Here is a 13401-nt window from a genome sequence, read left to right as displayed (position 1 = left end):
CTCCCGTCTACCCCCGCCCCTACCGCTTCTTCCCGCTGTCCTGGAACAGCCCGAACAACGCGATCCCGATCGCGCCGCCCACCACCGCCATGTCGGCGATGTTGAACGCGGGCCAGTAGTAGTCCTTCCAGTGCCACTGGATGAAATCCACCACGTGGCCGTGGATCTGCCGGTCGATCACGTTGCCGATGGCACCGCCGATGACCAGTGCGAACGGCAGCGCGGTCTTCCAGTCACCACGCGGCGTGCGCGACAGCCAGAACGCCAGCAGGCCGCTGATGCCTATCGCGAGGGCGGTGAAGAACCACTTCTGCCAGCCGCCGGCGTCGGCGAGGAAGCTGAACGCCGCACCGGTGTTGTAGGTGCGGTACCAGTTCCAGAAGCCCTCGATCACCGGGACCGCGGTGTACTCCGGCAGGCTGGTCAGCACCCAGTACTTGGTGAGCTGGTCGAGCGCGATCACCACCAGCGACAGCAGCAGCCAGGCCAGGGCATCGGGTTTCGGGCGCGTGGTTGTCATCGGTGATCGTGCACTCGTGTGGTCCATCGGGCCGGCATCATGCCGCACCGGCGGGCTGCGGAACGATGCGGCGGGCGACCGGGCTTCAGAACCAGCGCCGGTCCTCGCCCTCGCCTTCGATATTGGTCACGCAGCGGCCGCAGATCTGCGGATGCGTGTCAACGGCGCCGACGTCGGCACGATGCTGCCAGCAGCGCACGCACTTCGGCCTGGTGGTCGGCGTGGCCACGATGCGCAGCGCATCCTCCGCCTCGTCGGCATCCACCACGGTGACGTCGCCGCTGATCAGGAAGAAGCGCAATTCGTCGACCAGCGGGCCGACACGGTTCTGGTCGGCGACGCTGGCGCGCAGTTCGATTTCGGCCTCGAGTGCGGCACCGATCTCGCCGCTGGCGCGCATCGGCTCCAGCACCTTGGCGACCTGCTCGCGCAGCGCCAGCAGGCGCTCGAAGTCGTCCTCCGACAGCGGCGCATCGGCGGGCAGTGGTGCCAGGCCGTCGTACCAGGTGGCGAACAGCACGTGCTCCGGGCGCGGGCCCTCCGCCGTGGCCGCCGGGAGATGGCGCCACAGCTCGTCGGCGGTGAAGGCGAGGATCGGCGCGATCCAGCGCACGAAGGCTTCCACGATGCGGTACATCGCGCTCTGCGCACTGCGGCGCCCGCGCGAGTCCTCCGGCATCGTGTACAGCCGGTCCTTGGTGACGTCGAGATACAGCGAACCGAGATCCACGCTGCAGAAGTTCGACAGCGCCTGCACGACCTCCGGGAAGTCGTAGCGCTCGTAGGCGTCGACGATGCGCTCCTGCAGGCGGTACGCGCGGTGCACGATCCAGCGGTCCAGCGCGACCATGTCCTCGAGCGGACGCAGGTGCTGCGCGGGTTCGAAGCCGTTGAGGTTGCCCAGCAGGAAGCGCGCGGTATTGCGGATGCGGCGGTAGGCATCGGCGCTGCGCTTGAGGATCTCGTCGGAAACCGACATCTCGTTGCGGTAGTCGGCCGCGGCGATCCACAGCCGCAGCACGTCGGCGCCCATCGCGTCGACCACCTGCTGCGGCGCGACCACGTTGCCCAGCGACTTGGACATCTTGCGGCCGTCGGCATCCACGGTGAAGCCGTGGGTCAGGACCTGGCGGTACGGGGCGACGCCATCCATCGCCACGCCCGACAGCAGCGACGACTGGAACCAGCCGCGATGCTGGTCGGACCCTTCGAGATACAGGTCCGCCGGCTTGCGCAGGCCGTCATCGGCACGTTGCGCGAGCACGCATTCGTGGCTGACGCCGGAGTCGAACCAGACGTCGAGGATGTCGGTGACCTTGTCGTAACGCGCGGCGTCATCGCCGAGCAGCTCGGAGGCATCCAGCGTGTACCACGCGTCCACGCCGTCGCGCTCCACGCGCGCGGCGACCTCGCGCATCAGTTCCGCGGAGCGCGGGTGCGGCTGCTGGGTCTCGCGGTCGACGAACAGGGCGATCGGCACGCCCCAGTAACGCTGCCGCGAGATCGTCCAGTCGGGCCGTCCCTCGACCATGCCGGTGATGCGTGCCTGGCCCCAGTCCGGCACCCAGCGCACGTCCTCGACGGCCTTGAGCGCATCCGCACGCAGCTGCGCCTGCTCCATCGAGATGAACCACTGCGGCGTCGCGCGGAACACGACCGGCGTCTTGTGCCGCCAGCAGTGCGGGTAGCTGTGGTTGATGTCCGCGTGCGCCAGCAGCGCGCCCCGTGCCCGCAGCGCATCGACGATCAGCGCGTTGGCCTTCCACAGGTGCACGCCGGCCAGCGCCGCGTCACCCATCGCCGGCGTGGTCGGCAGATACACGCCGCGGCCGTCGACCGGATTCAGCACATTGGCCGGCGTGCCCTCCACCAGCCCGTAGCGCTGGGACACGGCGAAGTCCTCCTGGCCGTGGCCGGGCGCGGTATGCACCGCACCGGTGCCGTCCTCGTCGGACACGTGCTCACCCAGCAGCAGCGGGATCTCGCGGTCGTCGTAGAACGGATGGCGCAGGCGCAGGCCATCGAGGGCCGCGCCGCGCTCGCGCCCGTGCACGGTCACCGTATCGACGCCATAGCGCGCCAGCACCTTCGCCGCCAGGGCCTCGGCCACCACCAGCCACTGGCGTGCGCCGTCGCGCAGCGGGCCTTCGACCAGGACGTAATCGATATCCGCGCCGATCGAGACCGCAAGCGATGCCGGCAGCGTCCACGGCGTGGTGGTCCAGATCGGCACCGCCACCGTCGCGCCCTCCTCCAGCGCGGCACCGAAGCGGCCTGCGAGCGTGGAGCCGTCGATTGCGACGTAGGCGACGTCGATCGCCGGCGACTGCTTGTCCTGGTATTCGATCTCGGCTTCGGCCAGTGCCGACTGGCAGTCGAAGCACCAGTGCACCGGCTTGAAGCCGCGCGTCACGTGGCCGCGCTCGACGATCTTCGCAAGCGCCCGCAGCATGTCCGCCTCGTAGCGGAAATCCATCGTCAGGTAGGGTCGGTCCCAGTCGCCGGTCACGCCGAGGCGCTTGAAGCCGGTGCGCTGCAGTTCGACCTGGCTGGCAGCGTATTCGCGGCATTTCGCGCGGAACGCGGCGGCATCGAGCTTCTCACCGACCTTGCCGTGGGTCTTCTCCACCGCATGTTCGATCGGCAGCCCATGGCAATCCCAGCCCGGCACGTACGGCGCATCGAAGCCGGCCAGCAGCTTCGACTTCACCACCATGTCCTTGAGCACCTTGTTCACCGCATGGCCGATGTGGATCACGCCATTGGCATACGGTGGACCATCGTGCAGTACCCATTGCGGGCGCCCGCGGGCGGCTTCCCGGATGCGCTGGTACAGCCCGTCCGCCTCCCAGCGCGCCAGCGTCTGCGGCTCACGTTTGGGCAGGTCCCCGCGCATCGGGAAGTCCGTCGCGGGCAGGTGGATGGTGGCTTTGTAGCGGTTGGCGTCGTCGCTCACGCGGTGACCCTATGGTGTGGCTGCAATTGGGGATGATCGTCGGCGGCTGCCAGCGCGGCGCGTGCCTGCGCAGCGTCGAGGTCCATCTGTGCGACCAGGCTGTCGAGATCGGGGAATTTCTCCTCGTCGCGCAGGCGCGCGACGAATTCGACCTCGATGCGGCGCCCGTAGAGGTCGCCCTCGAAATCGAAAAGATGGGCTTCGAGCAACGGCTCGACGCCATCGACCGTCGGCCGGGTGCCGAAGCTCGAGACCGATGGCCAGGGCCGGCTTTGACCGGCGTCGCCGCCGATGCCGTGCACGCGGGTGGCGTAGATGCCACGCAGTGCCGGCACCTTGCCGCCGAAGCGCAGGTTGGCGGTGGGATAACCGAGCGTGCGCCCGAGCTGGCGCCCGTGCACGACCCGCCCGGCAACCGCGTACGGGCGGCCGAGCAGACGCGCGGCTCGGGCGAAGTCGCCTTCCACCAGCGCCTGCCGGATCGCGGTGCTCGACACGCGCTCGCCTTCGTGCAGGTAGGGTGCGATTTCACCGGCCGCGAAGCCGAGCCCGGCGCCCATGCGTTGCAGCAGGGCGAGATCGCCGCCGCGGCGATGGCCGAAGCGGAAGCCCGGCCCGACCCACACCTCGCGCACCGCCAGCCGGCGCACCAGCACGTCGCGGACGAATTCCGCAGCCTCCATCGTTGCCATCGCGGCGTTGAAACGCAGCAGGCCGACGGTGGCCACACCCAGCGCGCGCAGGCCTTCGACCTTGGCACGCGGCAACATCAGGCGCGGCGGAGGGGCGTCGGCACCGAAGAATTCGCGGGGCAGCGGCTCGAAGCTCAGCGCCGCCGGCTGGACGTCCAGGTCCCGGGCACGCGCGACCGCATGCCGCACCAGCGCCTGATGACCCAGGTGCAGGCCGTCGAACGCGCCGATGCACACCACGCTGCCGCCCGGACATACCGGACCGCCGCCAACGTCGCGGAATAGATGTCGAGGGCTGGGCCTGCTCATAGAAGCCCGGCAGTATACGGCCTGCCTGCCCTCGACCCCGCCACCGCGCTCAAGCGCTCCACAGCGGGCAAGGACGTCAGTGCCGCAGGTGCCGCGGCCGCAGGCCCAGCATCACCAGCACCAGCGCGTAGCAGCCGGCACCGGCCCCGATCGTCAGCACCAGCCAGCCGACCCGTTCAACCGCTGCGTCGATCGCCGTCCACGCGCCGATGCCATGGCGCAGCAGCACCACCACTGCGGCCATTGCCACGCAGCCGGCGGCCAGCCTGAGCAGGAATCCACCCCAGCCCGCCTCCGGCCGGTACAGCCCGGAGCGCCGCAGCGAACGCCACAGCAACAGCGCGTTGAGTCCGCCGGCAAGCGCCGTGGCGAGGGCAATGCCGCCGTGGGCACCGGCCACGCCGCCCAGCCACATCGGCGTGGTGATCGCCGCGGTCAGCACGATATTGGCGACCACGGTCCAGATCGCCGCGCGCATCGGGGTCTTCGTGTCCTGGCGCGCGTAGAACGCGGGCGCCAGCACCTTGGTCAGCATGAAGGCCGGCACGCCGAGGCTCATCGCGCTCAGGCTCACCGCGGCCATCCGCGTGTCGAGCGCGCTGAACTGCCCGTAGTTGTAGACCGTCGCGACGATCGGCTCGGCCAGCAACAGCAGCCCGAGCCCGGCAGGCACGCCGGCAAGCAGCGACATCCGCAGGCCCCAGTCGAGCGCACCGTTGTACCCGGCGGCGTCCTCGGCCGCGTGCCGGCGCGACAGGTGCGGCAGGATCACCGTGCCCAGCGCCACGCCGAACAGACCCAGCGGGAACTCGATCAGGCGGTCGGAGTAGTACAGCCAGTCCACGCTGCCCGCGGCCAGCACCGAAGCGAACGCGGTGCCGACGATCAGGTTCACCTGTGCCACCGACGAGGAGAACAGCGTCGGCAGCATCAGCCGGCCGACCTTGCGGACCTCGGGATGGCGGAAACCCGGCCGCAGCCGCGGCCGCAGGCCCAGCCGGCCCAGCGACGGCCACAGCAGTGCCAGCTGCAGGAATCCCGCTGCCAGCACACCCCAGGCCAGGCCCACCGGCGGCACCTCGAAGCGCGGCGCCAGCCACAGCATTGCCGCGATCATCGTGAGGTTGTGCAGCACCGGGGTGAATGCCGGCAGCCCGAAGCGGCCGGTGCTGTTGAGGATCGATGCCGCCAGCGACATCATCGAGATGAAGAGCAGGTACGGGAAAGTGATCCGCAGCATCTGCGCGGTCTGCGCCAGCAGCTCCGGCTGGTCCGCCCAGCCCGGCGCGAACAGGCGCGCCACCAGCGGCGCGGCGAGCATGCCGGCGGCGCAGACGACCAGCACCACCGCGCACAGCGCACCGGCCATGTGATCGATGAAGGACTTCAGCGCCGCGCGATCGCCGCGCTCGCGGATCTCGTTGAGCACCGGCACGAAGGCCATCGCCATCGAGCCTTCCGCGAACACCCGACGCAGGAAATTGGGCACCCGGTAGGCGACGATGAACGCACTCATGGCACCACCGGTGCCGAACAGCGTCGCCTGCAGCATGTCGCGGGCGAACCCGGCGACGCGCGACAACAGGGTCATGCCGCTGAAGACCGCGGTCGAACGCAGCAGGCCGCCGCGGCGGCCCCTGTCTCCCGGCGATGGCGCAGGGGCGGAGGGATCGGGCGCGCTCATCGGCAGGCCTGGCAGAATGGCGTGGTCATTGCGGCTGAACAGGGTTCCAGCGGATCACCGCCCATGATGCCGCATTGTTGACCCGCGGCGCTGCTTCCCCCATAATTTCCGGCTCGTTTGTCAAGCCTCCCGGATACCCGGGCGCCGACACCCCAGTTTCCGTCTCCCGATTTCCAGGATTCCACCGTGGCCAACATCAAGTCCGCAAAGAAGCGCGCGAAGCAGACCATCGTGCGCAACCAGCGCAACAGCAGCCAGCGCTCCATGCTGCGTACCTATGTCAGGAAGGTCCTCAAGGCCCTCGAGGCCAATGACGCCGCCGGCGCTCAGGAAGCCTTCAATGCAGCGCAGCCGATCCTCGACCGGTTCAGCGCCCGCGGCCTGATCCACAAGAACAAGGCGGCCCGTCACAAGAGCCGCCTGACCGCCCGCATCAAGGCACTCAAGGCCGCTGCCTGAGTCCTTGCCGCAAGGCGTTCCGCAAGAACCCGGCCCCGGCCGGGTTTTTTGTTGTCCGGAAACCCGCCCCTACCGAAAGCCGCACTGGCGACGGCGTCGCCGCCCGACGAAACGACTCCCGCCGGCGCGACCAGCCGCAGCCGGGATCGGCAGCGGCCGGATCAAGGACAGGCGAGACCGGAACCAGGAAAGCGGGACCAGCGGAGCGGGGCCTGCGCCGCGGCCGCCGCGCTCAGTACCCTTCCGCGTCCGCCGCCTCGGCGGCCTGGCGGGCCTGCTCGTCGAGCTCGGCCTGCACGCGGCGCATCACGTCACGGGTGCCCTCGTGGGCAAGGCCCGAGACCAGGAACCACGGCGCCTTCCATTCCAGCGCGGCGATGATCCGCTCGGCTTCGGCACGCGCGTCCTCGGGCGCCATCAGGTCGGCCTTGTTGATCAGCAGCCAGCGCGGCTTGTCGAGCAGGCCGGCATCGAACTTCGCAAGCTCACGCTCGATCGCGCGCACCTGGTCGACCGGGTCGCCACCGTCGAGCGGCTGGATCTCGACGAGATGCAGCAGCAGGCGGGTGCGCTGGATATGGCGCAGGAACAATGCACCGAGGCCTGCACCATCGGCGGCACCCTCGATCAGCCCGGGAATGTCGGCCACCACGAAGCTGCGGTGCGGCTCGGTGCTGACCACGCCCAGGTTCGGGTAGAGCGTGGTGAACGGATAGTCCGCCACCTTTGGCGTTGCCGCCGACACCGCGCGGATCAGCGTGCTCTTGCCAGCATTGGGGAAGCCGAGCAGGCCGACGTCGGCCAGCAGCTTCAACTCCAGCCGCAGCAGGCGCTCCTCGCCCTCCTCGCCCGGCGTGGCCTTGCGCGGCGAGCGGTTGACCGAACTCTTGAAATGCATGTTGCCGAGGCCACCCTGGCCGCCGCGCGCCACCAGCAGGCGCTGGCCATGCGCGGTGAGGTCGCCGATGACCTCGTCGGTGGCGACGTTGGTGACCACGGTGCCGACCGGCACGCTGATGGCCAGGTCATCGCCGCCCTTGCCGTACATCTGCCGGCCCATGCCGTTCTCGCCGCGCTGCGCGCGGAAGCGCGTCTCGTGGCGGAAGTCGACCAGCGTGTTGAGGTTCTCGTCGGCCACCAGCCACACGCTGCCGCCGTTGCCGCCATCGCCGCCATCGGGCCCGCCCAGCGGAATGAACTTCTCGCGCCGGAAGCCGATGCAGCCATGGCCGCCATTGCCGGCACTGACAGTGATTTCTACTTCGTCGACGAGTTTCATGGGATGCGGTTTCGCGATTGATTGAAGCAATGGGCGCGGGCAAGTCTACCCGCGCAGGCCGGAGGACCCGGCAATGACGCATGCGCGGCGGCCGCGTGTTCACGGCAGGCCTTGCGCGGCCGCAATGAAAAGCCCCGCCGGAGCGGGGCCTTCGATACGGCAGGGTCGCGGGTGGTCAGGCCACTTCGACGACGCTGACGGTACGACGCTTCTTCGGACCCTTCACCGCGAATTCCACGGTGCCGTCGACCAGTGCGAACAGCGTGTGGTCGCGGCCGAGGCCCACGCCCGGACCCGGATGGAACTGGGTGCCGCGCTGGCGGACGATGATGTTGCCGGCCTCGATGGCCTGGCCGCCGAACATCTTCACGCCGAGGTACTTGGGATTGGAGTCGCGGCCGTTGCGCGAGGAGCCTACGCCCTTTTTATGTGCCATGACTGCTTCTCCTTACTTCTTGTCGCCGGCGTTGATACCGGTGATCTCGATTTCGGTGTAGTGCTGCCGATGCCCCATGCGCTTCATGTGGTGCTTGCGGCGGCGGAACTTGATGATGCGGATCTTGTCGGCGCGGCCGTGGGCCTTGACGGTGGCGGCGACGGTGGCACCCTTGAGTGCGTCACCGAGCGTCACACCTTCGCCGTCGCCGAGCATGAGGACGTTGTCGAACGTGACCTCGTTGCCGGCTTCGATGTCGAGCTTTTCGACGCGGAGCGTCTCACCCGCCATCACGCGGTATTGCTTACCGCCGGTGACGATAACTGCGTACATGACCAATGCTTCCTTTGGTAGTTATTGTGGTCGCTGCCGGCATCGAGGCCGGACAGAAGCGGAATTCTAGGGCTTTCAGCAAGTTACGGTCAAGCCGCACCAACCTGCCACGGGCGGGCCGGACGGCTGCCGGTCAGCTCGGCCGAATCGCCCTCCCTGCGCTGGGATTCCGTGGGTTTGCCCCCATCTCGGGGGCTCGGTAGGCTGCCCGATTGGCTCCCCGCCCGGCTGCATTCCCCCACCCCAGGCCCGGCCAGCCTGATCGATACCCCGGATCCCCGACCCGATGGCGATGGACTTCATCCGCATCCGCGGTGCCCGTACCCACAACCTCAAGAACATCGATCTCGACCTGCCGCGCGACAAGCTGATCGTGATCACCGGCCTGTCCGGCTCCGGCAAGTCGTCGCTGGCGTTCGACACCATCTACGCCGAAGGCCAGCGCCGTTACGTCGAATCGCTGTCGGCGTACGCGCGGCAGTTCCTGAGCGTGATGGAAAAGCCCGACATCGACACGATCGAAGGCCTGAGCCCGGCGATCTCGATCGAGCAGAAGTCGACCTCGCACAACCCGCGCTCGACCGTCGGCACCATCACCGAGGTCTACGACTACCTGCGCCTGCTGTATGCCCGCGTGGGCATCCCGCGCTGCCCGCTTCACGGCTATCCGCTGGAAGCGCAGACGGTCAGCCAGATGGTCGACCAGGTGCTGGCGCTCGGCGCGACCGACGAAGGCGGCGAGCAGCGCTGGATGCTGCTGGCGCCGGTGGTGCGCGAGCGCAAGGGCGAGCACGCGCAGGTGTTCGAGCAGCTGCGTGCGCAGGGCTACGTGCGCGTACGCGTCGATGGCGAGGTCTACGAGATCGACGCGGTGCCGCCGCTGGCGCTGCGCGTCAAGCACACCATCGAAGCGGTGATCGACCGCTTCAAGGTCCGCGAGGACATCAAGCAGCGCCTCGCCGAATCCTTCGAGACCGCGCTCAAGCTCGGCGACGGCATGGCCGCGGTGCGTTCGCTGGATACGCCCGATGCCGAGCCGATGCTGTTCTCGTCGCGCTACAGCTGCCCGGTATGCGACTACGCGCTGCCCGAACTGGAACCGCGCCTGTTCTCGTTCAACGCGCCGATGGGCGCCTGCCCGACCTGCGACGGCCTCGGCGTCAGCCAATTCTTCGACCCCGCCCGCGTGGTGGTGCACCCGGAACTGTCGCTGGCGGCCGGCGCGGTGCGCGGCTGGGACCGCCGCAACCACTACTACTTCCAGCTGATCGCATCACTGGCAAAGCACTACGGCTTCGACGTCGACACGCCGTGGCAGGAACTCGATGCGAAGACCCGCGAGGCGGTGCTGTTCGGCAGCGGCAACGAGACCATCGGCTTCACCTACTACACCGAAGGCGGCAAGCGCAGCCAGCGCCGGCACCGCTTCGAAGGCATCGTGCCCAACCTCGAGCGCCGCTACCGCGAGACCGAGTCCTCCGCAGTGCGCGAGGAACTGGCGAAGTACATCAGCGAACGCCCCTGCACCGAGTGCAGTGGCGCGCGCCTCAACGCCGCCGCGCGCAACGTGTTCGTAGCCGACCGCCCGCTGCCGGAACTGGTGGTGCTGCCGATCGGCGACGCGCTGAAGTTCTTCGGTGAGCTAGCCCTGCCCGGCTGGCGCGGCGAGATCGCGGCCAAGATCGTCAAGGAGATCCGCGAGCGGCTGAGCTTCCTGGTTGATGTCGGCCTCGATTACCTCACGCTCGAACGCAAGGCGGACTCGCTGTCCGGCGGCGAGGCGCAGCGCATCCGCCTGGCCTCGCAGATCGGCGCCGGCCTGGTCGGCGTGATGTACGTGCTCGACGAGCCGTCGATCGGCCTGCACCAGCGCGACAATGAACGCCTGCTCGACACCCTCACCCGCCTGCGCGACCTCGGCAACACGGTGATCGTGGTGGAACACGACGAGGACGCGATCCGCCTCGCCGACCACATCGTCGACATCGGCCCAGGCGCCGGCGTGCACGGTGGCGAGGTGGTGGCCGAGGGCAGCTACGAGCAGATCCTCGAAGCGCCGCGATCGCTGACCGGCCAGTACCTGTCCGGCCGCAAGAAGATCGAGATCCCGAAGAAGCGGCACCGCGCCAACCCGAAGATGGTGCTGAAGCTGGAGGGCGCGTCCGGCAACAACCTGCAGGGCGTGGACCTGAGGATTCCGTCGGGTCTGTTCACCGCAATCACCGGCGTGTCGGGCTCGGGCAAGTCGACGCTGATCAACGACACCCTGTACGCGCTGGCCGCCAACGAGATCAACGGCGCTTCGCATTCGCCGGCGCCGCATCGCGAGATCAAGGGCCTGGACCTGTTCGACAAGGTCGTCGACATCGACCAGTCGCCGATCGGCCGCACCCCGCGTTCCAACCCGGCCACCTACACCGGGCTGTTCACCCCGTTGCGCGAGCTGTTCGCGCAGGTGCCGGAGTCGCGTGCGCGCGGCTATTCGCCCGGGCGTTTCAGCTTCAACGTGCGCGGCGGCCGCTGCGAGGCCTGCCAGGGCGACGGCCTGATCAAGGTGGAGATGCACTTCCTGCCCGACGTCTACGTGCCCTGCGATGTCTGCGGTGCCAAGCGCTACAACCGCGAGACGCTGGAGATCCTCTACAAGGGCCACAGCATCCACGACGTGCTGGAACTCACCGTCGAGGACGCGCTGGAGCTGTTCCAGCCGGTGCCGTCGATCGCGCGCAAGCTGGAAACGCTGGTCGACGTGGGCCTGGGTTACATCAAGCTCGGCCAGCCCGCGACGACGCTGTCCGGTGGCGAGGCGCAGCGCGTCAAACTGTCGAAGGAGCTGTCGCGCCGCGACACCGGACGCACGTTGTACATCCTCGACGAGCCGACCACCGGCCTGCACTTCCACGACATCGAGCACCTGCTGGCGGTGCTGCACAAGCTGCGCGACGACGGCAACACCGTGGTGGTCATCGAGCACAACCTCGATGTCATCAAGACCGCGGACTGGGTGATCGACCTCGGCCCCGAGGGCGGCCATCGCGGCGGCCGTATCATCGCCGAGGGCACGCCGGAACAGGTCGCCACGGTGCCGGGCTCCTACACGGGGCAGTTCCTGGCGCGGATGCTGGATCCCGACACCGTCGCGGCGGCCGCACAGGGCACGCAGGGAAGCGATGCCGACGGCCCCGTTGCCAGCCTCCGCCCGGATGCCCGGCTTGCCGGCAGGCCGCCCGCGAAGAAGAAGGCGGCCAAAAAGGCGGCCAGGAAGACCCGCACCGCCGGCTGACCCTCCACGAAGGACAGAACAACCCGATGAGCGACGCCCCCACCCCGCTGTTCCGCATGCCGATCGCCCTGCGCTGGCGCGATCTCGACGCGTTCAACCACGTCAACAACTCGAACTTCATGACCTACCTCGAGGAGGCGCGGATCCGCTGGTTCGATTCGCTGGGCGAGGCGTGGGTGACCGACACCACCGCGCCGCTGCTGGCGGCGGTGCAGATGAACTACCGGGTGCCGATCCCCTATCCCGCCAACGTGGTGGTGGAACTCGGCTGCGAGCGGCTGGGCACCAGCAGCGTGACGCTGTCGCACCGCATCGTCGGCGAGGACGGCACCCCGTTGTACGCCGACGGCAACGTGGTGATGGTGTGGATCGACCGCGCCACCGGGCGGCCTACGCCGCTGCCGGATGCGGTGAGGCGCGCGGCGGGGGGCTGAAGAGCGCCCTCACCCGCCCCTGCGGGGCACCCTCTCCCGCAGGCGGGAGAGGGGTAAAGCGGGCTCTGATCTTTCTACCTCTCCCCACGCGGGAGACGGATAAAGCCAGCTGCGATCTTTCTACCTCCCTCGCCACGCAGGAGACGGATCAAGCCGGCTGCGATCCTTCTACCTCTATCCACGCGGGAGACGGATAAAGCGGGCGCGATCTTTTTACCCCTCTCCCGTTTACGGGAGAGGGTGCCCCGACAGGGGCGGGTGAGGGCAGCGCGGTGGAATCAACCGCCGGCAAGCCCCCCACCCACGCGGCCGGGCAGCGCGCCGTCGTCGCTGTCTTCGCCGGCTTCTCCCTCGTCGATATCACCGACCTCGCGGTCCAGGCCGCCCTTGTCGATCGGCATGCCGGTCTCGGTGGAGGGGCCGCGTTCGGGCGCTTTCGGGGTGACGTCGGGCTGGCGCTCGCGGTCTTGGAGATCGTGCTCTTTCATCGCGGTGTCCTCGCAAACAGGGGAAGCCACGCTAGCGCTGCGCCGGTGAAGCCGATGCAGCCGCGGGCAATCCGCCTTCTGCGGAGACGTGCCTCACGTGCCCCTGGACGCGTGGGCGCGGCCTGCTACAGGCGCTCGGCGCGCACCGCGCGCACCAGCACCTCGTCCTGCTGGAAGCGTTGTTCCAGTTGCGCGCGATACGCCGCCCACCAGCCGTGGTCGACGTGGTCGGCCATCACCTCGAACAGGACCACGTCGTCGCGCTGCACATCGCCGCTGTGGTCCTCCCAGGCGCCGACCGCGGGTGAGCGCACGAACGCGGTCACGCCGCCGAAGCGCTCGGTGAGTTCGCCACGCACGGTGTCGAACAGCGGCTTCGCGAACGCCTGCCCGTCATTGTCGTAGAGCGGAAGAAACAGCTGGATCAGGTGCATCGGAATTCCGCTCCTTCAGGACAACCGCAAGGCCGCAACGCCCCCTTGTGGGAGCGCGCTCGCGTGCGATACGCGGCATCCCACCCGACGCTGA

Annotated in this window: 12 protein-coding genes; 3 read left to right on the top strand and 9 right to left on the bottom strand. The window is 68.7% G+C overall.

Annotated elements, in window-relative coordinates; translation table 11 throughout:
* Positions 1-19 precede the first annotated feature (19 nt).
* The 4 genes from lspA to murJ form a co-directional block, all read right to left on the bottom strand.
* Complete coding sequence (gene lspA / locus ERL55_RS05060; RefSeq protein ID WP_129135459.1) at positions 20-520, bottom strand: signal peptidase II; 501 nt, start codon at positions 518-520, stop codon at positions 20-22.
* 85 nt (positions 521-605) lie between these two features.
* Positions 606-3416 carry an isoleucine--tRNA ligase gene (ileS, locus tag ERL55_RS05055; protein WP_241685876.1) on the bottom strand — a complete coding sequence of 937 codons (2811 nt, stop codon included), beginning with the start codon at positions 3414-3416 and terminating at the stop codon, positions 606-608.
* A 56-nt stretch (positions 3417-3472) separates the two neighbouring features.
* Positions 3473-4477 carry a bifunctional riboflavin kinase/FAD synthetase gene (locus ERL55_RS05050; protein ID WP_129135457.1) on the bottom strand — a complete coding sequence of 335 codons (1005 nt, stop codon included), beginning with the start codon at positions 4475-4477 and terminating at the stop codon, positions 3473-3475.
* A gap of 76 nt (positions 4478-4553) precedes the next feature.
* Positions 4554-6161, bottom strand: a complete 1608-nt coding sequence (murJ, locus tag ERL55_RS05045) for a murein biosynthesis integral membrane protein MurJ (RefSeq protein ID WP_129135456.1) — start codon at positions 6159-6161, stop codon at positions 4554-4556.
* 186 nt (positions 6162-6347) lie between these two features.
* On the opposite strand from murJ, the gene rpsT reads away from it, so the two are divergent.
* Entirely contained in the window at positions 6348-6620 is a 273-nt protein-coding gene (gene rpsT, locus ERL55_RS05040) for a 30S ribosomal protein S20 (RefSeq protein ID WP_129135455.1), read from the top strand.
* 232 nt (positions 6621-6852) lie between these two features.
* On the opposite strand, the gene cgtA is transcribed toward rpsT, so the two are convergent.
* From cgtA to rplU, 3 genes are all read right to left on the bottom strand, one after another.
* Positions 6853-7899, bottom strand: a complete 1047-nt coding sequence (gene cgtA, locus ERL55_RS05035; RefSeq protein WP_129135454.1) for an Obg family GTPase CgtA — start codon at positions 7897-7899, stop codon at positions 6853-6855.
* A 175-nt stretch (positions 7900-8074) separates the two neighbouring features.
* Positions 8075-8335: a 50S ribosomal protein L27 gene (gene rpmA, locus ERL55_RS05030; protein WP_100322887.1), complete on the bottom strand. Its 261-nt coding sequence runs from the start codon at positions 8333-8335 to the stop codon at positions 8075-8077.
* A 12-nt stretch (positions 8336-8347) separates the two neighbouring features.
* The gene (rplU, locus tag ERL55_RS05025) at positions 8348-8668 is read right to left on the bottom strand and encodes a 50S ribosomal protein L21 (RefSeq protein ID WP_129135453.1); all 321 of its coding nucleotides are present in this window, start codon (positions 8666-8668) and stop codon (positions 8348-8350) included.
* 286 nt (positions 8669-8954) lie between these two features.
* Between rplU and uvrA the strand changes: the two genes are divergently transcribed.
* Both uvrA and ERL55_RS05015 read left to right on the top strand, forming a co-directional pair.
* Positions 8955-11951, top strand: coding sequence for an excinuclease ABC subunit UvrA (gene uvrA / locus ERL55_RS05020; protein WP_129135452.1), 2997 nt, complete (start codon positions 8955-8957; stop codon positions 11949-11951).
* Positions 11952-11977: 26 nt separating this feature from the next.
* The gene (locus ERL55_RS05015; RefSeq protein WP_129135451.1) at positions 11978-12385 is read left to right on the top strand and encodes a thioesterase family protein; all 408 of its coding nucleotides are present in this window, start codon (positions 11978-11980) and stop codon (positions 12383-12385) included.
* A 278-nt stretch (positions 12386-12663) separates the two neighbouring features.
* Here ERL55_RS05015 and ERL55_RS05010 read toward each other — a convergent pair whose 3' ends face one another.
* Positions 12664-12873: a hypothetical protein gene (locus ERL55_RS05010; RefSeq protein ID WP_129135450.1), complete on the bottom strand. Its 210-nt coding sequence runs from the start codon at positions 12871-12873 to the stop codon at positions 12664-12666.
* A gap of 125 nt (positions 12874-12998) precedes the next feature.
* On the bottom strand, positions 12999-13307 hold the full coding sequence (locus tag ERL55_RS05005) for a hypothetical protein (protein WP_129135449.1): 309 nt from the start codon (positions 13305-13307) through the stop codon (positions 12999-13001).
* Positions 13308-13401: the final 94 nt, after the last annotated feature.

The sequence above is a fragment of the Luteimonas sp. YGD11-2 genome (assembly GCF_004118975.1).
GTDB classification, from domain to species: domain Bacteria; phylum Pseudomonadota; class Gammaproteobacteria; order Xanthomonadales; family Xanthomonadaceae; genus Luteimonas; species Luteimonas muca.
The sequence above is the reverse complement of the archived record's forward strand: the minus strand, read 5'-3'. Positions and strand labels throughout refer to the sequence as shown.